18 protein-coding genes are annotated in these 20,542 nt (G+C 66.3%); 5 read left to right on the top strand and 13 right to left on the bottom strand.

The window, feature by feature from the left end; translation table 11 throughout:
* Positions 1-53: 53 nt before the first annotated feature.
* On the bottom strand, positions 54-686 hold the full coding sequence (locus tag IE113_RS07170; RefSeq protein WP_189539938.1) for a class I SAM-dependent methyltransferase: 633 nt from the start codon (positions 684-686) through the stop codon (positions 54-56).
* 62 nt (positions 687-748) lie between these two features.
* A complete protein-coding gene (locus tag IE113_RS07165; RefSeq protein ID WP_229822187.1) occupies positions 749-1,507 on the bottom strand; it encodes an SDR family NAD(P)-dependent oxidoreductase in 759 nt (252 codons plus the stop codon).
* Between the two features lie 156 nt (positions 1,508-1,663).
* Between IE113_RS07165 and IE113_RS07160 the strand changes: the two genes are divergently transcribed.
* The 4 genes from IE113_RS07160 to zapE all read left to right on the top strand — a co-directional run bounded on the left by IE113_RS07160 (position 1,664) and on the right by zapE (position 4,654).
* Positions 1,664-2,194, top strand: a complete 531-nt coding sequence (locus IE113_RS07160) for a helix-turn-helix transcriptional regulator (protein ID WP_229822186.1) — start codon at positions 1,664-1,666, stop codon at positions 2,192-2,194.
* 100 nt (positions 2,195-2,294) lie between these two features.
* A complete protein-coding gene (locus tag IE113_RS07155; protein ID WP_189539935.1) occupies positions 2,295-3,077 on the top strand; it encodes a succinate dehydrogenase iron-sulfur subunit in 783 nt (260 codons plus the stop codon).
* Positions 3,078-3,542: a PaaI family thioesterase gene (locus IE113_RS07150; protein WP_229822185.1), complete on the top strand. Its 465-nt coding sequence runs from the start codon at positions 3,078-3,080 to the stop codon at positions 3,540-3,542. It abuts the gene before it with no gap.
* Complete coding sequence (gene zapE / locus IE113_RS07145) at positions 3,539-4,654, top strand: cell division protein ZapE (RefSeq protein ID WP_189539933.1); 1,116 nt, start codon at positions 3,539-3,541, stop codon at positions 4,652-4,654. Before IE113_RS07150 ends, zapE begins: the two co-directional genes overlap by 4 nt.
* 11 nt (positions 4,655-4,665) lie before the next feature.
* On the opposite strand, the gene IE113_RS07140 is transcribed toward zapE, so the two are convergent.
* Positions 4,666-6,825: a TonB-dependent receptor gene (locus IE113_RS07140; protein ID WP_189539931.1), complete on the bottom strand. Its 2,160-nt coding sequence runs from the start codon at positions 6,823-6,825 to the stop codon at positions 4,666-4,668.
* A 189-nt stretch (positions 6,826-7,014) separates the two neighbouring features.
* Here IE113_RS07140 and IE113_RS07135 point away from each other — a divergent pair, with 189 nt between their 5' ends.
* Positions 7,015-7,788: a pirin family protein gene (locus tag IE113_RS07135; RefSeq protein WP_189539929.1), complete on the top strand. Its 774-nt coding sequence runs from the start codon at positions 7,015-7,017 to the stop codon at positions 7,786-7,788.
* Here the strand turns inward: IE113_RS07135 and IE113_RS07130 are convergent.
* The 10 genes from IE113_RS07130 to IE113_RS07085 form a co-directional block, all read right to left on the bottom strand.
* A complete protein-coding gene (locus IE113_RS07130) occupies positions 7,724-8,692 on the bottom strand; it encodes a crotonase/enoyl-CoA hydratase family protein (protein WP_189539927.1) in 969 nt (322 codons plus the stop codon). The genes IE113_RS07135 and IE113_RS07130 overlap by 65 nt on opposite strands.
* A 136-nt stretch (positions 8,693-8,828) precedes the next feature.
* Positions 8,829-9,938, bottom strand: coding sequence for an ABC transporter permease (locus IE113_RS07125; protein WP_189539925.1), 1,110 nt, complete (start codon positions 9,936-9,938; stop codon positions 8,829-8,831).
* Positions 9,935-11,068, bottom strand: a complete 1,134-nt coding sequence (locus tag IE113_RS07120) for an ABC transporter permease (RefSeq protein ID WP_189539923.1) — start codon at positions 11,066-11,068, stop codon at positions 9,935-9,937. Before IE113_RS07120 ends, IE113_RS07125 begins: the two co-directional genes overlap by 4 nt.
* Complete coding sequence (locus IE113_RS07115; protein ID WP_189539921.1) at positions 11,065-12,786, bottom strand: ATP-binding cassette domain-containing protein; 1,722 nt, start codon at positions 12,784-12,786, stop codon at positions 11,065-11,067. Before IE113_RS07115 ends, IE113_RS07120 begins: the two co-directional genes overlap by 4 nt.
* Positions 12,787-12,796: 10 nt before the next feature.
* Positions 12,797-13,819 carry an HlyD family secretion protein gene (locus tag IE113_RS07110; protein WP_189539919.1) on the bottom strand — a complete coding sequence of 341 codons (1,023 nt, stop codon included), beginning with the start codon at positions 13,817-13,819 and terminating at the stop codon, positions 12,797-12,799.
* Positions 13,820-13,897: 78 nt separating this feature from the next.
* Positions 13,898-15,796 (bottom strand): XrtA/PEP-CTERM system amidotransferase, encoded by a 1,899-nt coding sequence (locus tag IE113_RS07105; RefSeq protein WP_189539917.1) that lies wholly within the window; start codon positions 15,794-15,796, stop codon positions 13,898-13,900.
* 12 nt (positions 15,797-15,808) lie between these two features.
* A complete protein-coding gene (gene xrtA, locus IE113_RS07100) occupies positions 15,809-17,365 on the bottom strand; it encodes an exosortase A (RefSeq protein WP_189539915.1) in 1,557 nt (518 codons plus the stop codon).
* Positions 17,355-18,596: a TIGR03087 family PEP-CTERM/XrtA system glycosyltransferase gene (locus IE113_RS07095; RefSeq protein ID WP_308430045.1), complete on the bottom strand. Its 1,242-nt coding sequence runs from the start codon at positions 18,594-18,596 to the stop codon at positions 17,355-17,357. The genes xrtA and IE113_RS07095 overlap by 11 nt, the downstream gene beginning before the upstream one ends.
* Positions 18,593-19,666 (bottom strand): FemAB family XrtA/PEP-CTERM system-associated protein, encoded by a 1,074-nt coding sequence (locus IE113_RS07090; RefSeq protein ID WP_189539913.1) that lies wholly within the window; start codon positions 19,664-19,666, stop codon positions 18,593-18,595. The genes IE113_RS07095 and IE113_RS07090 overlap by 4 nt, the downstream gene beginning before the upstream one ends.
* A complete protein-coding gene (locus IE113_RS07085; RefSeq protein ID WP_189539911.1) occupies positions 19,663-20,541 on the bottom strand; it encodes an XrtA system polysaccharide deacetylase in 879 nt (292 codons plus the stop codon). Before IE113_RS07085 ends, IE113_RS07090 begins: the two co-directional genes overlap by 4 nt.
* Position 20,542: the final 1 nt, after the last annotated feature.

Raw genomic sequence — 20,542 nt, 5'->3', positions numbered from 1 at the left:
GCCGCCGAAGCAGACGCTTCGGCGGCCTTTCCATTTGCTCGAATCGGAATGGCCTATTCGGCCCGGACGGCTTCGCCCCACTCCATCCAGCCCGCCCATTTCGGAACTTTGGGTGTGTAGCGCTGCCCCAGTGCATGCACCGCAAAGCCGGCCTGATCGACCGCACCGTTGACTGGACGCGTCAGGTGGCATCCGCCGGCAAGACGCTTCCACACCGGCTCGATACGCCCTTGCCACTTGCGCACCCCCGCATCGGGTGCACGCCCATGCTCGGCGTAGAGCAGCCGCCCGCCCGGTTTCAGAATCCGGCGCAGCTCCCGCAAGGTCTGGGCCTGGTCGTGCACGGAGCACAACGTGAAGGTGCAGACCACGCTGTCGAAACTGGCGTCGCCAAACGGAATGGCCTCGCCAAAACCGGGGCGGATGTCCGCAGCCCAGCCCTTTGCCGACGCCGCCGCGCGGGCATACTCCAGCCCCTTGGCAGACGGGTCCATGCCCGAAAACGACGTGACCTTGCCGGGATCGTAGAACGGCTGGTTGATCCCGCCGCCGCAGCCGATTTCAAATACGGCTCCGCTGGCCAGCGGCACCACCTGTTCCCGCAGTTTCATGATACCCGGCGCGCTGCACGCGCACTGGATGAAGCGCGGGACGACATGTTCCTCGTACCAGCTGCCCAGTCCCATCGACGCCCCCTCGTTCAGCTCTTGTTGCCGGGCATGATGCCAGATTCCGGCAGGAGGGAAAGTTAGAATGGGATGCGCGCTCCATCCCATGCAAAGCAATGGCCGCTGTCTTCCGGCCCCAGCCCCTCGATCACATCAAGGAGATGCCCGGCGCTCTGGGCTGGACTGAACAGCTTTTCCGGCGCGACCGCGCGCTGGAACGGGGCGGACAGGCCGGTATCGACCGTTCCCGGATGCAATGTCACCGCCAGGGCCCGGGGGTGCGTGCGCGCGAGTTCGATTGCGGCACCCCGGACCAGCATGTTGAGCGCCGCCTTGGAGGCGCGGTAGCTGTGCCACCCGCCCAGCCGGTTGTCCGATATCGACCCCACCCGCGCCGAAATGGCGGCAAACACCGCGCGCCGGTCGCGCGGCAATATGGGCAGGAAGTGCTTCGCCACCAATGCCGGTCCGATGGCGTTGACGGCGTAGGACCGGGCCATGGCGGAGGCATCCAGCGCCCGCAGCGATTTTTCAGGGCCGGTGCCGTCGTCCAGCGTCAGGGCGCCCGTGGCCACCAGCACCAGATCCGGCGGGCCTTCGCTGGCAACGCGCTGCGCGGCGCGGGCAATGCTGCCCTCATCCTCCAGGTCGGCAAACAGAATCTGGCAACCGGCGTGAGCGACGCGATCGGGCGCACGCGCCAGACCATACAACATGATGCCATCATGCCGTCGCCGCAGCTCTGCCAGCATAGCGCTGCCAATCCCGCCACTCGCCCCGATCACTACCGCACGCCTTGTCATTGCGGCATAGTGAAGCTGATCCCGGTGCGCCGCCATGCCCCCTTTGGTCCATGCCCGGCGCTGACACGCGCAAGCCCCCCTCGGCCGGGCGGATTACGCTCCGCCAGGACTCTCTGGAATTACATGCATAAATGACAGCATCGACATTCCGGCAATTGTGCATGCGCGATGGCGGGTCTAAGGTCTTACCGCATGGAAGCGCCGACAAGCCATTCAACTGACTTGAAATTATTGCCGCAGCTGACTGAAAAGCAGCGCGAAGTATTGGCGCTTGTGGCCGACAATCGCACCAGCAAGGAAATCGCGGCGCTGCTTGGCATTTCCGAGTCGGCCGTAAACCAGCGGATCGAGATGATCCGGGGCCGCCTTGGAGGAATCCCGCGCGGCGAACTGGCGCGGCTCTATCGCCAGGAATTGGAGAATTTTCAGCGGATTTCCGCCACTTTTCCGCCAACATGGCAGAAAATCCAGCTTCCCGAACAGGCCTCCGACGGCGAGGGGAAAGGCGCGGAAAGTATTTCGTCGTCGGGTCCTGTCGGGTCGCACTCTGGTGATGGGCCTGGACGAAATGGGTCGCAACTTTCCCCTGCATCTGTCCCGGGTGAGTCGTCATGGCTGACCCGGGACACCCGGGGGACGGCGCTCGTGCGGGGCGTGGCAATCACCGCGATCATCATGACCGGCATGGCAATCGCCGCCCTGATCACCAGCTGGCTTGGCTGAGACGCAAATTTTCCCCCAAGGACTAGCTTGCCCCAGCGCGATGAATCGCTAGAGAGAGGCGCAAAGCGGCTGAACGCGCCGCGCAGCGACAGGGATTGATATGGCAACCTTCACTCTTCCCGCGAACAGCAAGATCAAGGGCCAGGGCATTCACCACAAGGCCGATGGCGCCGCCCGGGTGAAGAAGTTCACCGTCTATCGCTATGATCCCGACAGCGGTGAAAATCCGCGCTACGACACGTTCGAGATCGACCTCGACAACTGCGGGCCGATGGTGCTCGACGCGCTGATCAAGATGAAGTCGGAAATGGACCCGACTCTGACCTTCCGCCGGTCCTGCCGCGAGGGGATCTGCGGGTCCTGCGCGATGAACATGAACGGCCGCAACGGCCTGGCCTGCACCACCGCCATCGAAGACCTCAAGGGTAAGGTGCGGATCACGCCGCTGCCGCACATGGAAGTGATCAAGGACCTCGTTCCCGATTTCACGCACTTCTATGCCCAGTATGCCTCGATCCGCCCCTGGCTGCAGACCGTCTCGACCACGCCTTCGGGCAAGGAGCGCCTGCAGTCGCCTGAACAGCGCGAGAAGCTGGACGGCCTCTATGAGTGCATCTTGTGCGCCTGCTGCTCCACCTCGTGCCCGAGCTACTGGTGGAACAGCGACAAGTTCCTGGGTCCGGCGATCCTGCTTCAGGCCTATCGCTGGCTGGCCGACAGCCGCGATGAAATGACCGGCGAGCGCCTGGACGAGCTGGAAGATCCCTTCCGCCTCTACCGCTGCCACACGATCATGAACTGCGCCAACGTCTGCCCCAAGGGTCTGAGCCCGGCGCGTGCCATTGCGGAAATCAAGAAGATGCAGGCGGAGCGCCACGTCTAAGTGAGCGAATTCCCGCATATCCGGCATGAGCCAGACCCGGACAATCCGGGCTGGCACACCTGGAACCTGGCAGACAACACCCGCTTCAACGCCCAGACCATGGGCCACATGCTGGTGCGCAAGGACAGTGACACGCTGTGCCGGGTGCGGATGTTTCCCGAACGGCGGCACACCAATCTGCTGGACATGGTTCACGGGGCCATCACGCTGGCCCTGATCGACGTCGCCCTGTTCGCCTCGATGCGGATGCTGACCGGCGGCGATGCGGGCGGTTCGGTCACGCTTGAGCTTTCCAGCCAGTTCATCGGCGCGGGCAAACCCGGCGTTCCGCTCGACGCGGTGGTTGAAGTGATGCGCGAGACGAAGCGACTGGTGTTCCTGCGCGGCACGGTCGTGCAGGGCGAAGCGGACGAACATCTGGTCGCCTCGTTCACCGGGATCGTGCGCAAGCCATCGGCCCGATGACACGCGTCCTGGCGCGGTACGAGGACCTGGTTGCGGCTGGCGAACTCCGGCCTGACCCGGAGCAGCGCGCAGCCGCGGCGCGGCTCGATCGCCTGCAACAGGATCTGGAAGCCCCTGCCCCGACCGGACTGATCGGCAAGCTGTTCGGCAAGAAGAAGCCCCCCTCCCCGCGTGGCCTCTACCTGTGGGGCGGCGTCGGGCGTGGCAAATCGATGCTGATGGACCTGTTCCATGACAGCCTGGTCATCCCGGAAAAGCGCCGCGCCCATTTTCACGCGTTCATGCTGGAAGTGCATGCCCGGCTGCGCGAAGCTCGCAAGGGCGAGACGGGCGACCCGATTCCCCCCGTGGCCGCCGCGCTGGCGCAAGGCCTGCGCGTGCTAGCCTTTGACGAGATGGTGGTCAACAATTCTGCCGATGCGATGATCATGTCGCGCCTGTTCACGGCGCTGATCACGGTCCACGGCGTGACGATCGTCACCACCTCCAACCGCGCACCGTCGGAACTCTACAAGGACGGGCTCAACCGCGAGCACTTCCTGCCGTTCATTGCCCTGATCGAGCGTGAACTGGACGTCATGGCGCTGAACGGTCCGGTCGATTACCGGCTGGAGCGGCTTGGCGGGATTGGCACCTGGCACACCCCGCTGGGCGATGCCGCCACGGCCCAGGTCCGCGAGGCATTCTTCCGGCTGACCGACTATCCTCCGGAAGACAGCGCGCACGTTCCCTCGGCCGATCTGGACGCCGGCGGCGGCCGGATCCTTCACGTGCCCAAAAGCCTGAAGGGCGTGGCCGTGTTCAGCTTCAAGCGACTTTGCGCAGAGGCCCGCGGAGCGTCCGACTACCTGGCCATTGCCCAGACCTATCACACGGTGATCCTGGTCGGCATTCCGCGCATGGGGCCGGAAAACCGCAACGAGGCCGCGCGCTTCGTGACGCTGATCGACGCGCTCTATGAACACAAGGTCAAGCTGCTGGCCACGGCCGATGCAGCACCGGAGGAACTCTACTCAAGCGGTGACGGGCGGTTCGAATTCGACCGCACCATCAGCCGCCTGATGGAAATGCAGAGCGCCGATTACCTCGCCGCCGGCCACGGCGAGGAATAGGCAGCTTTCGCTTAGAATTCGAGCCGGGCCGTCAGGCGAATGTCGCGGCCTGCCAGTGGCGCATAATCCTTCAGGAACGAGGCATGGCGGCGCGCCGTCACGTCGAACAGGTTGTGCGCAGCCAGCGTGAAGCTGAGCGGCCGTTCCTTGCCCCACGGGCGATAGGCGATTTCGGCATTCACGGTCGTGTAGCCGGGCGTCACCGTCTCGAACGCGGCCACCCGGTCCTGCTGGCTCACCCGTTCGACTTCGGCACGCAGATCCAGCCTGGGCGAATGGGCGGACAAACCGGCCAGCACCCGCAGCGGCGGAATGCGCGGCGCCGGCCCCTGTCCGGTAATTTCGGCATGGACCCAGTCGGCGAGGGCGTCGGCCTTGATCGTCCAGATGCCGGGCTTGGCCAGCGTCACTTCGCCCTGCACTTCAAACCCGTACAGTTTCGCGTCCGCCTGGCTGATCTGATAGACCGGCATGCCATCCTCGAACGCGCCCGTGCGCGATTCGTAGATGAAGTTGCCGAACCAGCTGTGATAGACCGATGCTTCCACATCGAAGCCGTTCCCGCTGCCGCGCAGGATCGCCTCGACGCTGGTCGCCCGCTCCTTGCGCAGGGCCAGGTTGCCGATTTCATAGGTCTCGGTGCCATGGTGCGGCCCGTTGGCGAACAGCTCCTCGGCAGAGGGTGACCGCTCCGCGCGGGACAGATTCGCGCCGATCTTCCAGCCCGGCGCCACATCATAGGCCGCGCCAATCGAGCCGGAATAGGATTCATACGTCAGCGACGTGGGGACGAACTGCGCCTGATCGGGCAGCGGCTTGGATTCCAGGCGCGAACGTTCGAACCGCAGACCAGCCTCAAGCCGCAACGGCCCGCGCTGCAATTGCTGGACGGTGAACAATCCGAACTGTCGCGTATCGTTGCGCGGCAGATAGGCCTCGTCACCCACCACATTGAAATCGCGCATCACGAACTGGATGCCGCTGGCACCCGTCCAGCCATTGCGATCAGCCTGAACCAGTTCGAACCGGCCTTCCATGCCCTTGTTGAAAAAGGTGGTTCCGGTCGTGCCGTCCGGCAGGATTTCGGCGTGGCTGTAGTTGCCGTAGGCATAGCGGAACGCGACCTTTTCAAGCAGGTCACTGCTGACCAGCACTTCCGCCTTGGCGTCTATGCGATCCTGCTTGAGATGCAGAACAGGCGCTTCCTGATGCTGGCCGGGCTGCGTCGCCAGGCGGATCGGAATGCCATAGCGGCTGTCGTAGCGGCTGTATGCCACGCCGATGCTGTCGCCCTCGTTGATGTAGGCCAGCCCCGCCCCGGCGGTCCAGGTGCGCGCGGCGCTGTTGGGCAGGCGATCCTTTACGCCAGCGTTCGCGGCGAAATCGATCTCCTCGTCATGATGGTCATGTTCGTCATGCCCTTCCTCCTCGTGCTCGTCCTCCTCGTGCGGGAGCAAGCTCGACGCGAGGGCTTCCGCCCGGAGTGCCGGGGTCAGCGCATAGCCCCCGATCCGCAGGTCGTTCGACTTGAAGTATGACCCATCGAAATGCGCCACGAGGCCGCCACCAAGCGCGATATCGGCCGAACCGCTGAGCGAGCGCTCATCCGCGGCGGAGCCATAGCTGCCCAGCATGGCCAGGTGCACCGGCTCGTCCGGCTCGGCAACGGGAATGCGGTGGTCGATCACGTTGACGACACCACCAATCGCCGCCGACCCATATTGCAGTGACTGCGGACCGCGCAGCACTTCGATCCGGTGGGCCAGCAGCGGATTGATGGCAGGCGCATGGTCTGCCGACGTGTTCGATACGTCGATCGAGCCAATCCCATTGGAGAGCACGCGCACCCGCTCCCCCTGCAAACCGCGCAGGACGGGCCGCGAAGCGCTGGGACCGAACGATGTGGCCGAAACGCCCGGCGTGTGGGCCAGCGTATCGCCGATCGAAGCGCGCAGCGCTGCTGTCAGTTCCTCACCGCGCAGGACCGCAACACCCGACAGCACGTCCTTGCGGGAAACCTGCACCGCCCCGGTAACGACAATGTCACGGTCGTCATGGGTGTGATAAATGTCGTTTGCATCGTCGTGATCGACGGCCTGCGCCCGTGCCGGCGAAGCAACCGCCAGCAGCGCCAGACCAACACTCGTTCCAAGCAAAAACTGCGTATTCATCGTAACTCCCGAACGGCCGCAGGATCCAGCGCGCGACCATGTCCCGCAGGCTCCTAGCGCAGGAAGCAAGATGTTACAACATCACATTCCAGCATCCGTTGACGTTTGTCGGTTCCCTTGAACGTCCCGGCGCAATCCCCATCTGCACACCATTCCGGCGGCAACACCCCGCCGAGGTGGATTGCAGACATGATTGAAATTCGACCGTTCGCCACGCTGGGCCACGCCAATCACGGCTGGCTGGAGGCCACCCACCACTTCAGCTTCGCCGACTATCACGATCCTGCCCGGATGGGCTGGGGCCGGCTGCGCGTCTGGAACGATGACGTCATTGCGTCAAAGAGCGGATTTCCGCCCCACCCGCACCGCGACATGGAGATCGTCACGTTCGTGCGCACCGGGGCGATCACCCACCAGGACAGCCTGGGCAACCGGGGCCGGACCGGTGCGGGCGACGTCCAGGTAATGAGCGCGGGAACAGGGATCACCCACGCCGAATACAACCTGGAAGACGAGACGACGACGTTGTTCCAGATCTGGATCCTGCCCGACCGGGCGGGTGAGCAACCCGGCTGGGGCCAGCGCGAATTCCCGCGCGGCGAGCGCGCCGGGCGCTGGGAGATCATGGCCAGTGGCACGCCTGAACAGGATGACGCCTTGCCGATCCGCTGCGATGCGCGCGTGCTGGCCGCAACGATCGCGGCGGGAGACACGGTGACCTATCAAGCCGATCCTGCCCGGCGCCAGTACCTGGTTGCCCCGACCGGACGGATCCGCGTGAATGGCCATTTGGCCCAGCCGCGTGACGGCGTTGCGATCACCGGCGAGGCCGCCATCACGGTCGAAGCCGTGGACCCGGCCGAAGTGGTGCTGGTCGACACCCGCGAGGAACAGGATCCTAGGCGGCGCTGGCGGCGCGCGGAAGCCGCGCCTGAGCGCTGGCGAGCCGCTGCATCAGCTTGAGGTCCTGTTCCCGCAGTTGCAGGGCCGCGTCGGCCCAATGATCAACGATATCGCGCAGTTCCTCGAGCGTGATGGGATTGGCCCGGCGGCTGGCCCGGCGCGCGCCGATCAGACCGGCATGACGACGGCTGGACTTCGCCATGAAGTCGCGCACCGCGGCCATCCCCTCGCCGGGTTCGGCCAGCTGATGCACGATCCCCAGATCGTACATCTGTTCGGCCGAATAGGTTTCGTTGCTGAGGATGACCCGATCGGCCATGGCCGCACCCAGCTTGCGCGACAGGATCGCGTGTGCGCCCATGCCGGGGAACAGCCCGAACATGACCTCGGGCAAACCGAAGGTCGAACCCCGCTCGGCAATGATGTGATCGAACGAGAGCAGCGCCTCGAACCCGCCGCCAAGCGCCTGTCCCTGAACCAGCCCGATGGTCAGGATCGGCAGATCCAGCGCGGTGATGTTGCGATAGAGGATTTCCACGCAGCGATAGCCATAGGCAGCCAAGCCTTCGCGGTTGCCGCTGCGGATCAGGCCCTGGAACAATTCCAGATCGCCCCCGAAACAGAACACCCCAGGCGCGCGGCTGCCCAGCACGAGGTATTTCAACGGCACTCCGGTCGGCCCGAAATGACTGGCGATAAGGCGCTGCCAGGCCGCGAAATCGCCCAGCATCGTGGGGGTAAAACTGGGCCGGACAGCTGGCCGCATGAACGTCCAGAGCGCTTCAGCCGACGCGTCGTAAAGCACGTCCAGCTCGTCCAGGCCGAGCAATTCCGCTGGAACCGCAAGTCGCTGGGCCGATTGGGCAAGTAGCTCCTCGTGATCTTCCGGCAAGGCGATAGCCGGCTGCGCGTGGTCGCCAGAGGAGCGAACGCCATCTCCAAGATCGCTTGAGATACGATCCATATACCCCTCTGAAATAAAACTAATTTCCATCCGTGACGGGACTTTCGAGCCGCAACACAACGGAGAGTATGCTACGCGGGAGTCGGTTGGCAAAGGAAATATTAACCGGTTTGCAACCCGTGAGTCCCATTTCCGGTCAGTCGGACCGCAACCGCAGCAATCCCAGTGCGGCGCCGAGCGCGATCAGCGCCACGGACAGCATCGGCCAGATATGCGGCCACGCGAGCGCTGGCGGCAACCCCTTCAGAAAGAGGCCATGGCAGATGGTCAACATATGGCTCAGCGGATCAATCCGCGAAACCAGTTGCAGCCACTGCGGCATGCCATCGACCGGACTGGCGTAGCCCGACAGCAGCATCATCGGCACGATCACCAGGAACCCGCCCAGAAACGCCTGCTGCTGGTTTTGCGATACGGTGGAGATCGCAAGCCCGATGCCGGTTATGGCGAGGCTGAAGCTGGCGAGCGCGGCCAGCATCACCAGCAGTGACCCGTTGAAGGGCACATCCGACACCAGCGGGATGATCAGCACATACAGCCCACTGTTAAACAGCCCGACGCAAAAGGCGGGAACGCATTTGCCCAGCAGGATTTCCCAGTGCCGCATCGGCAAGGCCATCAATTCGTCATATGTGCCAAATTCGCGTTCCCGCGCGATCGCCTGGACCGAAACCGACAGGACGATCACCGTGGTGATCAGGGTGATCATCCCCGGCAGAGTGAACCAGCGATACTCCAGGTTCGGATTCCACCAATGACGGGCGACCACTTCGGGTTCGGGATGGGCGCTTTCGGGTCGCAGCATCGTGCCGGTATCGTTGGCGATATCGGCCAGGTATCCGGCCACGATCTGTGCGGCATTGATCCGCCGTCCATCCAGCAGCAGGCCCATTTCCGCCGTTTCCCGCCTGACATACTGGGCCGAGAGGTCTGGCGGAATCACCAGTCCGGCCAGAATTTCGCGCTGTTCGATTCCCTCGCGCAACGCCGCTTCGCTGGGATAGAAGGCAATGTCCCGGACGTTGCGGCTGCCCGCCAGGGCCGAGAGGAACTGTTCGGATGCAACGCCATTGTCGCGGTTGACCACGCCGATGTCGATATTGCGCACTTCCAGCGTGGTCGCAAAGCCGAACAGGATGAGCTGGACGATGGGCGAAATGACCAGCGTGGTCAGCACCCGCCGGTCAAGCAGGACGACCTTCAGCTCTTTCAGCGCCATGGCCTTGACGCGGGTCCACCAGCTCACGCGATCCTCCGCGTGATCGCGCGGGTGACGCGCAGGAAGAAGAAAGCACCGAATAACAACAGGATCGCGATGTTTGGCAGGAACAGTTGCCATACGTCCCCCACCAGAAATACGCTCTGCAGCGAGGGGATCAGGTAGCGCGCCGGGACGATGTAGGTCAGCCACTGGATCGCCGTCGGCATCGAATCGATTTCGAACAGGAAGCCGGACAGCAGCAGCGAGGGCAGGAAGCCCGAGAGCAGCGCGAACTGGGTGGAGACAAACTGGTTCTTCGTTCCCGCCGAAATCAGCAGCCCCTGCCCCAGCACCGCCGCAAGGAACGCCGAGGCAATGAGGAACAGCGCCAGCACCGAGCCATGAAAGGGCAGACCGTACCCGAACACCGCCACCACGACACACAGCGCGGTCGAGGCGAGGCCGAGCACGTAATAGGGAATGAGCTTGCTCAGCACGAGCGCGGGAATCGCGATGGGCGTGGCCAGCAGCCCCTCCATCGTCCCGCGTTCATACTCGCGCGCCATGATCAGCGCGGTCAGCAGGCTGCCGATCATCGCCATGACGATCCCGATGGCGCCCGGCACCAGCATGAACCGGCTCTCCAGCCCCGGATTGTAAGTATAGCGCGGCAGGATCTTCAGCACCGGCGTGACCGGGATGTCCAGTTCCCCCGCCTCCGCCTCCACCCATTCCTTCAGCGCGCCGCGCAAGTGGCCGGTGAGGAACGTGGCCGTATTCACCTGACTGCCGTCGGTGATCAGCTGGACGTCAATCGGCTGCAAGCGGGCAAGGCCGGTTTCAAAGCCATCGGGAATCACCACGATCCCGCGCACGTCGCCGGTGCGCAGCCCCTGCTCCAGCGCGGCGACGGACGGGCCTTCCTCGACCGTGAAATAGGAATTGCGCGAGAGCGTGGCGATGAACTCGCGCGAGGCGCGGGTGTGATCCTGATCGACTACGCCGGTGCGGGTGCCGTGAACGTCGAGTGTCACCGCGCTGCCGAACAGGAACATCAGGATCAGCGGCATCAGCACCACCAGCCCGAAGGTGGACGGATCGAGCCAGACCTGCGCCCATTCCTTGCGCCGGATCGCGGCAGCGCGGCGCCACAGCAAGGGATCGCCCGCGCTCATGCCGCGTCCGCCGCTTCGGCGCGCTGGGCCATGATCAGGGCAATGAACGCCTCCTCCAGCATGGCCGCGCCGCCACGCTGGCTGGCGTGACGCTTCAGGTCGGCCGGTGTGCCCTGGGCGATGGCTTCGGATTGGTTGACCAGCAGCAACCGGTCGCAATTCTCGGCCTCGTCCATGAAATGCGTGGTCACCAGCACCGCCGTGCCCCGCGCGGCGATGGCGTTGATGTGGTGCCAGAACTCGCGCCGGACCAGCGGATCAACGCCCGAGGTCGGCTCATCCAGGAACAGCACCGGCGGGGTGTGCAGCACTGCCGCGCCCAGCGCGAGGCGCTGCTTGATCCCCAGCGGCAACAGCCCGGCCCCGCTCGCCCAGTATTCCTCCAGCCCCAGCGCGCCGACCACCCGCTCGATCGCCTCGCTCGCCGCGCTGCCATTCAGGCCATAGGCTCCGGCTATGAATTTCAGGTTCGCCGCGACGGTCAGGTCGCCATAAAGCGAGAACTTCTGCGGCATATAGCCCATGGCCTCGCGCGCGGCGGCACGGGCGGTCAACAGGTCGCGCCCGGCCACGGTCCCCCGACCGCTGCTGGGCGCGAGCAATCCGCAGAGCATCCGGAACGTGGTCGACTTGCCCGCGCCATTGGGGCCAAGCAGGCCGAAAATCTCACCCGGCGCGACCGTGAAGGAAATGTCCTGCGCGGCCGTGAAGCTGCCATAACGCCGGGTCAGGCCCACGGCCGCGATCGCCGCCTTGTTCGCGCCCGTTCCGCGCAGCGGGAACCCGGCGGCAAGCGCGCTGGGGGCCAAGGGCAGGCCATCGTCGAGCGTGGCGGCAAAGCCTTCCTCGGCGCTGGCGGCAACCGGCTCCCAGCCCGCCCCCGCTGGCGCGGCCCCGGTCCGGCTGACAACGCGCAGACCCGCCCCGGTGATCGAGGCGGTAACGACATCCGGCCGTTCCAGCGCGGATTGCAGCGACTGGCGGCGGCCCGCATCGGGCAGCGGCGTGAACCAGACCTTGCCCGCCGCCCGCTCCGCCAGACCCGCAGGCGGCCCGGCATAGCGGACCTGCCCGTCATGCAGCAGCAGCACGTCGTCGCAGCGCTCCGCATCCTCGAGGATCGAGGTCGTCCAGACAATGCTGCTGCCCGGACCGGCGAGTTCCTGCGCCAATTGCCAGATTTCCCGCCGCGAGACCGGATCGACCCCAACCGAAGGTTCATCGAGCAGCATCAGCGGCGGCGCGGCCACGACAGCGCATGCCAGCGCGAGTTTCTGGCGCATCCCCCCGGATAGCTTGCCCGAAGGGCGATCCCGGAACGCAGCCAGTCCGGTGAGGGCATAGAGTTGCTCCATCCGTTCCGGGTTCTCTTGCGGCTCCACTCCGCGCAGCCGGGCATAGAGTTCCAGGTTCTGCTGCACCGACAGTTCGGCATAGAGCGCCCCGCCCTGCGGCATATAGCCAACCCGCCCCCGGTCGAGCGCGGCCACCGGGGCGCCCAGCACCTCTACCACGCCGGCATCCGGTTCGATCAGGCCGGCCATGATCCGCATCAAGGTGGTCTTGCCGCCCGCATCGGGGCCGACCAGCCCCAGCAAGCGCCCCGGCGCCAGCGTAAGGCTGACTCCATCCAGCGCCTGCACCGGCGGCGCACCGCGGCGCGCGCCCTTGAAGCGCTTGGACACGCCGTCAAGCCGGAGGAGCGGTGGCGCGGTCACGCCCTGCGCCTCAGTTCCGGCCGCTTGGCAGGATCACGGTTACCGGTTGTCCCTGTCGCAATTGCCCGCCGGGATCGTTGACCGTCAGCCGCACCCGATAGACCAGATCGGTGCGCAGCTGCTCGGTCTGCACGGTCTTGGGCGTGAATTCCGCGACCGAGGAGATGAAGCCGATGCGCCCATCCCATTCCCGGTCGCTGCCATCGACGCGAACTTTCACGGCCTGTCCGGGCCGGATCTTGGGCAGGTCCGGCTCCGCGATATAGGCGCGCACCCGCACCGGCTGGGTCAGCGCCAGCGTCAGCACGGTCTGCCCCGGCTGGACGATGGCCCCGACTTCGCGGGCCCGGGTCAGCACTTGCCCCGGTTCGGCCGCGCGGATCACCGCGTCGGTCAGATCGGTGGTCACGGCCCGGCGCTCGGCCTCGATCGCGCTGCGGTTGGCGAGGCTGGCGGCCTGTTCCTCATCCCGCACACCTTCCTGCGCCAGCGAGAGCGCGGCGCGGGCGGCGTCCACGCGGGCGCGGGCAGCGTCCACTCCGGCCTCGGCGGTCTGGACTTCGGCACGGCTGATAAAGCCCTTGCCGACGAGCGACTGGCGCCGCTCCAGCTGGCGGCGCGCCTCGACCAGCGCGGCCTCGGCGCTGGCCAGCGCGGCCCGCGCTTCGGCAATCTGCTGCGGACGCGATCCGTTGATGTCACGGCTGGCCAGCGCGGCAGCCCCGGCCAGCCGGGCCTCGGCCTGGGCCAGCTTGTCCTGCAAGGGACGGGTATCCAGTTCGGCCAGCACCTGTCCGGGGGTAACCTTGTCCCCTTCATCCACCAGCAGCCGTTCGATCCGCCCGCCCACGCGAAAGCCCAGCTGAACCTCGCGAATCTCGACATTGCCGTAGAGCTTGAAGGCACCATCGTCGGCCGAACCCCACCAGCCCAGCGCCTTGCCGCCGAAGAACAGCGCCGCCAGCACCGCCAGCACCACCGCGATCTTGCGCAGCGTGGTCCGCCTGCCTTGCGGTTCGGCCTCTTCGCCCATGGTATCCCCTCCCCCGGCGTTTCCGTTCAATTACTTATTCGGAGAGGCTAATCAAAGTCACCGCGCGGTCAAGCGCGGTCAGGCCGCGATCCCCAATCGGGACAGCGACCGGTCCAGCATGACCAGCTGCCAAAGCAGCCGCGAATGGTCGGAATGGCCGGCAATATGTGCCTCGGCCATCGCGGAAATCGCCCGTGCGTCGAACCACCCGGCGCGTGCCAAGGCGGCGTTCGACCCGATAGATCGTGCCGTTTCGGCCAGTGGCCCGCGAAACCATTGCGCAATCGGGGTCACGAAGCCCTGCTTCTGCCGATACAGGATGTTGTCCGGCAGATAGCGCTGCATCGTCTTCTTCAGCAGCCACTTGCCCTCGCCCCGCCTGAGCCGGAGGTTTTCGGGCAGGCTGGCGGCGAATTCGACCAGGCGGTGATCGAGCAGGGGCTCACGCGCCTCAAGGCTGACCGCCATGCTGGTGCGGTCAACCTTGGTCAGGATATCGCCGGGGAGCCAGAACTTGATGTCGGCATATTGCGCGCGGTCCAGGCCAGAGCAGGCGGGCGCACGGCGCATCAGCTCCTCGAAAGGCTGTTCGGCCCGGTAATCGCCGCGCAGGCGCAGGAATTCGGGTGAATAGAGGCTGTCGCGCAGTTCCGGCGGCAACACGCTGATCGCACGGGCATACCCCGCCTCGCTGCTGGCGGCGAGGCTGAGCAGCGTGGTCTTGGCCCGCAAGGGGCGCGGGGCCCAGTCAGCCTTGGGATAGATCGCCCCCAGCCCGCCGAACACCGGCCCGCGCAAGGCCTGCGGCAGGATCGCGCGCAGCCGGTCCTCGCCATGCTGGAACGCGTGGCGGCGGTATCCGGCGAAGGCTTCGTCGGCGCCGTCGCCCGATAGCGCCACAGTCACGGATTCGCGGGCCAGCTGGCACACCCGCCAGGTTGGCAAGGCCGATGCATCGGCAAAGGGTTCGTCGAACATTCCCGCCAGCGTATCGACATGGTCGAAATCATCGGGCGAGACATTGCGGGCGCGGTGATCGGTAGCGAACTGGCGGGCCACTTGCGCCGCGTAATTGCTTTCATCCAGCGCGGCGACATCGAATCCGATGGAACAGGTCTTGACCGGATCGCCGCTGATTTCCGCCATCAGCGCGACCACGCTGGAGCTGTCCACCCCGCCCGACAGGAACGCGCCCAGCGGCACGTCCGCCACCATGCGCGACGATACGGCCTGGCGCAGCAGGTGGAGCAGCTCCGCTTCCAGATCGGCGGCCCGGCCCGCGCGGCGATCCGCGAACGAGACGTCCCACCATTGGCTGGGCGCGGGCAGCGGCGCGCCGTGGCGCAGCAGCAGCGAATGCCCGGCGGGCAGCTTGTGGACGCCCTGCAGGATCGAGCGGTGATCGGGGACATAGCCCCAGGCGAGGTAATCCTCCACCGCCAGCGGATCGAGTTCGCGCCGCAGCAGGGGGTGTGCGGTCAGGCCCTTCAGTTCCGAGGCGAACGCAATGCTGCCGTCGCTCAATGGGGCATAGAACAGCGGCTTCACGCCCATCCGGTCGCGCGCCAGGAACAGGGTGCGCTGATCGAGGTCGTATATCGCGAAGGCGAACATCCCGTGCAGGCGGGGCAGGCAATCTGGCCCCCAGCGCTGCCAGGCGGCCAGAATGACCTCGCTGTCGCCATCGGTGTGGAACGTCGCGCCCGCGCCGCGCAGTTCCTCGCGCAGCTCCCGGAAGTTGTAGATCTCGCCGTTGAACACCAGCATCGCCCGGCCATCGGTGGCGGCCATCGGCTGGGGCGATCCGGCCACGTCGATGATCGACAGGCGCAAATGGCCCAGCCCGACGCCCGGCGCGGTCCAGGTGCCCTGCCCGTCCGGCCCGCGATGGGCCATGACTTCGCACATCCGTTCAAGCCGGGCAGGATCGACCGGCTTGGGCGTGGTCAGATGAAAGATTCCGGCAATTCCGCACATGGCTTCAGGCGCTTAACGAAGCTGGGCGATGCGGTCCATCCATTCCCCCGGATCGCCGGTGGACTGATGGAACGACGCCAGAGCGGCAGCGGCATCCTGATCGCCCGTCTGTTCGGCCGACACGATCAGCAGCATCGTTGGCCGGGGGCGGAGCAGAAGCCGGTCGGCGATGTTCGCCAGCTTGAGGCGGACATTGCTGCCCGCCAGCAGATCGCCGGTGCGGTAATAGGTATGGGCAAGGCGGTTGACGTCCGTGCCCGCGCGCAGCCAGTCGGTCTTGGCCCCGGCGACAGACCCGCCCGCGCTGTGCCACACCCAGCCACTGTCAGGGCGCAAGGCACCCTCGCCATAGGCCCCGGCCTCCTTGCCATCGGTCTGGCTGGCATAGAGCGCGTAGAATACGTCCACCGTCCGCCCGCGCCCGTCGCGGTAACGTCCCAGCAGGCGATGATCGGCTCCCGCCGCGCGCGGTTCCCACCAGACGCGCGGGGCGTAATCGACCCGCGTCCATCCCGGCACAAGCGGCAGGTCGATGCGCGCGGGCAGCGGCGCGGCGAGCGCTTCGGCCGCCCTCGCCCAGCCCTGCCCGGCCACCGCCAACACCAGCGCGCCAGCCAGCACCAGCAGCGGCGCGGCCGGACGTGCGGCCAGGCGCGTGAGCAGCGGATGCGCTGCGATGGCTTTTGCGTCGATCATCGGATCATCGATGGCGCGGTCGAAATGCTTCCAGCTCAGCCCCAGAACGGCGGCGATCACCACCGCGAAGAACACCCAGCCGTAGATGATGTGGTCAATCCCGGCGGCCTTCTCCACGCCCACATACTGCGCGGCATAGATCGTGCCCCATGCGCGCACGCCGTTCGCCAGGATCGGCGCGGCGATGCACAGCGCCATGAACCCCGCGCGCCGTTTCCAGCTGCGAAAGCAGACGTTGCAGACCAGCACGCCCAGCGCGACCATGGCGATCAGGAACTTCACCCCCGAACAGGCCTCGGCCACGATGAACAGCCCGACCGGGGTGTCGATGAACACCCCCTCGATCCGCGCCGGAATGCCGGACAGTTGCACCAGCGCAATCGTGATTTCCGCAGTGATCATCTGCAGCGGCGGCACCAGTTCGTCTCCGAACGGCACCAGAAACAGGCTGTAGCCCAGCGGAAAGGCCAGCCCCGCCCCCACGCGCGGCCCCAGCAGCAACAGCGCCAGCGCCGGCAGCAGCGCCACCGCGCCGGCCTGCCGCAGCAGATTGAACCCGGCAAAGGCGCCCGCCACCCACACCAGCAGTGCCGCCCCGACCAGCACCAGCGCGGGCCACCAGGCCTGCGGCGCCAGCTTGAGCAATTCCGGCCAGCGCAACCAGACCAACCAGCCCAGGATCGGCGGGATCAGCAGGATGTGATTGTAGGTGGAACTGTTCCACCACTGGTCCAGCATCGCCGCCCAGTCTGCCGCGAACAGCCCGATCAGCGCGACCCAACCCAGCGCCAGCCAGCCCAGTGCCGGACGCCAGTGCGCCGGGATGGCGGCTGTGCCAGCAGTCGGAGCCGGAACAGCCAGATCAGGCGGCATGGCGGGCCGCCCCGCCCGGATAGCCAACCAGCTCGGCCAGCGGCGCGAGCGTGGCCTGCCAGCTCAGGTTGTCCACCACGAAGCGCCGCGCCTCCAACCCCAGGGTCCAGCCCTGCCGCGGATGGGCCAGCAAGGCCGCCACGCGGTCAACCAGGTCGGCATCGCTGTCGGCAACGGCATAGTGCAATCCATCCGTCCCGCCGATTCCGGTGGCGGCGGCGCTGCTCAGCACCACGGGCAGGTTCATGGCCATGGCTTCCAGCACCTTGTTTTGGACCCCGCGCGCGATTTCCAGCGGCACCAGCGCCAGGTCCGCCGCGCTCAGCCAGGTGCGCATGTCCTCGACCCCGCCCCAGACATGGACGCCGTCGCGCCCGTCACGGGCCAGCAGTTCGTCAGCCGGATTGCGCCCGACCACATGGAACGTCGCCTTGGGCAGCAAGTCGCGCACGCGCGGAAGGAGGCGGTCCATCACCCGCAGCGCGGCGGTAACATTGGGCGCATAATCCATCTGCCCGGTAAAGATCAGGCGCGGCCCCTCGCAATCCAGCAGGCGCGGCTCGGGCCGCACGACGGCCGGATCGAAATGGCGGCTGTCGATCCCGTTGCGCAGCACGCGCACATCGCAGGTCACCGCGTCTTCGGGCGACAGGCGCGCCCGGAACAACGCGGCTTCTTCAGGCGAGATCAGCAGGCTTTGCGTGGCGCGCCGGGCCATGCGGGCCTCCACCGCGCGCAGCAACCGCGCCTCGCGCGCATTGATCCAGCGGCGCGGGCCGGTATCGCTTTCGGCATAGGCTTCGAACTTCGCGGAATCGACGTCCACGAAATCCATGATTACCCGGCCCTTGAAATCGTCCGGCACATACTGGCCCATCTGGCCGGAGAAGACATAGATCGTCCCGATCCGGTTGTTCGCCAGCGCATCTTCGACATAGCGCGCGATTTCGGGGCTATGGAACGCGGGCAGGCTGACCGGAGCGCCTTGCAGCAGCGATTGCACCCCGGCCACGATCAGCGGCTTGACCCGGCGGACGAGGCGATAGCTGCGCGCCATCGCCGCCAGTTCCACTTCCTCGGCCATGTCGCGTTCGTCATCGGCAAACGTCGCAATGTGGATCGGGGCCAGCCCCGCCAGCCGCCGCAGGATGTGGTGTGAGCGGATCTTGTCGCCCCGGTCGGGCGGAAACGGCATCCGGTGCGACAGGAACAGGATCTCGTTCATGGTCATGCCAATCCCCTGGCGATATGCGGGCCAAGCAGGTTGGCGACAGGGAGCGGCAAGCGCTTCCACAAGGCGATCCGGGCGGCGTGCTTCGCGCTGGTGGGATCGGCATCGCGGGCCTCAGCCCCCGGCGCGGTCCACGCGGCATAGCCCAGTGGCTGGGGCTCGAACCCCCAGTTCTTCTTGAAATCGAACGCGCCGCTCCCGGTCTTGGAACGGCCGAAGTCGAACCGGGTGCAGCCGCGCCGCCGGGCATGGAGCATCAGCTCGAAATACATCCGGTCGTTGGCGCGCAGCCGCCGCGCGGCCATCGTCCCGCCGCCCCAATAGGGCATGACCGCCCCCTTGTGATACAGCGAGAGGACGCTCGCCACCGGGGTTTCGCCCTGGCTGACGGTCAGGATGTCGGCGTCTGCCCCGAACGCATCCAGCACGGCACCAAACAGCGCCTTGGGGAAGACGGGCGTGCCAAGGTTGCGCACGCTTTCGGCGTAGACCGCGTAATGCGCAGCGCGCTGGGCGGCGTCGGTGCCGACCGATACGGTCAGTTCGCCAGCCAGCCCCTTGCGCACCTCGGCGCGCTGCTTGCGCGGGATCGCGGTCAGCTGGGCGTCGTCGTCAGGCGCCAGATCGGTGCTGAAGCCGCAGTGCGAATCGTGGCGGATCTTCCACCCCGTGCGGCCTTGCGGAAGCAGGCCGCCGCGCAGTTCGATTGCCGGGCAGGACCGGCGCAGCGCCAGTTCCTCGACCGCACCGAACAGCGCCTCGGCATCAGCCGGGCGATCCGCCAGAATGCCTCCATCCACACCGAACCCGCTCGACACCATGACCCGCCCGAACAGCGGGGAATGGACTTCCAGCAGCGGCAGATAGGCCGCGATGGCATCGCGCCGTTCCAGCACCAGCACCAACGCGCGGTTGTCGGTCGCCCGCGCGACCGCGTTCAGCCAGGCCGGGCGGTGAAAGGCCGTGCCGCCGGGCTGTTCCGCAACATGAGCTTCCAGCCGCCGGACCTCGCCGGGATCGGACAGATCGACTGCGCGCACGGCAGCCACCGGATGGAACGGCGCGTTCACGCCGCCAGTTCCGTTGCCAGTTGCGCTTCGCGCAGGGCCAGCACATCCATCCGCCCCCACGCAAATTCGCGCACCAGTTGCTCCAGCTTTTCGGCCATCACATCGAGGTTGGTGTAATGGCGCAGTTTCGAACGCAGCGGCGCGCCGGGAACGCGCGGCTGGGCCGGATCGATTTCCCACGGGTGGAAATAGAACACGGCCGGGCGCCGGTCCTGCGTGTTGACCTGCCGGATCGCCCAGCGCGAAAAGGCATAGGGCAGCACGCGAAAGAACCCGCCTCCGCCTGCGGCCAGTCGCTTGCCCGCGAAATGGGCAGTCGTGACCGGGATTTCGATCAGATCGGCCCACGGCAGCGGCCGGAACGCAAAGCGCGGCGCATCGCGCCAGCCATAGTGATCGTGGGTAATCGGCGCGACGCTGGAGCTATAGGCATAGCCCTGCTCCGCCAACACGGCATAGGCCCAGGGTGTGCGCGCATCGATCGAGAAACTCGGCGCGCGATAGCCGGTCACGCGAGCACCAGAGGCATCCTCCAGCACCTTGCGCGCACGATCAATGTCGGCGGCAAAGGCCGCCTTGTCCATCGTGAAGACGCGGGCATGGTCCCAGCCGTGGCTGGCAAGCTCGTGGCCTTCCTCAACGATCCGGCGCAGCAGGGCGGGATGGCGTTGCCCCACCCAGCCCAGCGTGAAGAACGTCGCCTTCACATCGGCAGCGGCGAACATCCGCAGGATCGCATCGCAGTTCCGCTCGACCCGGTCAGACAGCGATTCCCAGCTGCCCCGGTCGATCACGCCTTCGAACGCACCGACCTGGAACCAGTCCTCGACGTCGACCGAGAGGCCATTGACCACTGTGTTTGCGGAATGCGTCATG

This window comes from Novosphingobium arvoryzae (genome assembly GCF_014652615.1).
GTDB lineage: Bacteria > Pseudomonadota > Alphaproteobacteria > Sphingomonadales > Sphingomonadaceae > Novosphingobium > Novosphingobium arvoryzae.
This window is presented reverse-complemented; position numbering and strand designations above follow the sequence as displayed.

What these genes read in the sequence shown, in the direction of transcription:
- IE113_RS07170 (WP_189539938.1), bottom strand. Translation starts at nt 686, where the DNA reads ATGGGACTGGGCAGCTGGTACGAGGAACATGTCGTCCCGCGCTTCATC.
- IE113_RS07165 (WP_229822187.1), bottom strand. Translation starts at nt 1,507, where the DNA reads ATGGCGGCGCACCGGGATCAGCTTCACTATGCCGCAATGACAAGGCGT.
- IE113_RS07160 (WP_229822186.1), top strand. Translation starts at nt 1,664, where the DNA reads ATGGAAGCGCCGACAAGCCATTCAACTGACTTGAAATTATTGCCGCAG.
- IE113_RS07155 (WP_189539935.1), top strand. Translation starts at nt 2,295, where the DNA reads ATGGCAACCTTCACTCTTCCCGCGAACAGCAAGATCAAGGGCCAGGGC.
- zapE (WP_189539933.1), top strand. Translation starts at nt 3,539, where the DNA reads ATGACACGCGTCCTGGCGCGGTACGAGGACCTGGTTGCGGCTGGCGAA.
- IE113_RS07140 (WP_189539931.1), bottom strand. Translation starts at nt 6,825, where the DNA reads ATGAATACGCAGTTTTTGCTTGGAACGAGTGTTGGTCTGGCGCTGCTG.
- IE113_RS07135 (WP_189539929.1), top strand. Translation starts at nt 7,015, where the DNA reads ATGATTGAAATTCGACCGTTCGCCACGCTGGGCCACGCCAATCACGGC.
- IE113_RS07130 (WP_189539927.1), bottom strand. Translation starts at nt 8,692, where the DNA reads ATGGATCGTATCTCAAGCGATCTTGGAGATGGCGTTCGCTCCTCTGGC.
- IE113_RS07120 (WP_189539923.1), bottom strand. Translation starts at nt 11,068, where the DNA reads ATGAGCGCGGGCGATCCCTTGCTGTGGCGCCGCGCTGCCGCGATCCGG.
- IE113_RS07110 (WP_189539919.1), bottom strand. Translation starts at nt 13,819, where the DNA reads ATGGGCGAAGAGGCCGAACCGCAAGGCAGGCGGACCACGCTGCGCAAG.
- IE113_RS07105 (WP_189539917.1), bottom strand. Translation starts at nt 15,796, where the DNA reads ATGTGCGGAATTGCCGGAATCTTTCATCTGACCACGCCCAAGCCGGTC.
- xrtA (WP_189539915.1), bottom strand. Translation starts at nt 17,365, where the DNA reads ATGCCGCCTGATCTGGCTGTTCCGGCTCCGACTGCTGGCACAGCCGCC.
- IE113_RS07095 (WP_308430045.1), bottom strand. Translation starts at nt 18,596, where the DNA reads ATGACCATGAACGAGATCCTGTTCCTGTCGCACCGGATGCCGTTTCCG.
- IE113_RS07085 (WP_189539911.1), bottom strand. Translation starts at nt 20,541, where the DNA reads ATGACGCATTCCGCAAACACAGTGGTCAATGGCCTCTCGGTCGACGTC.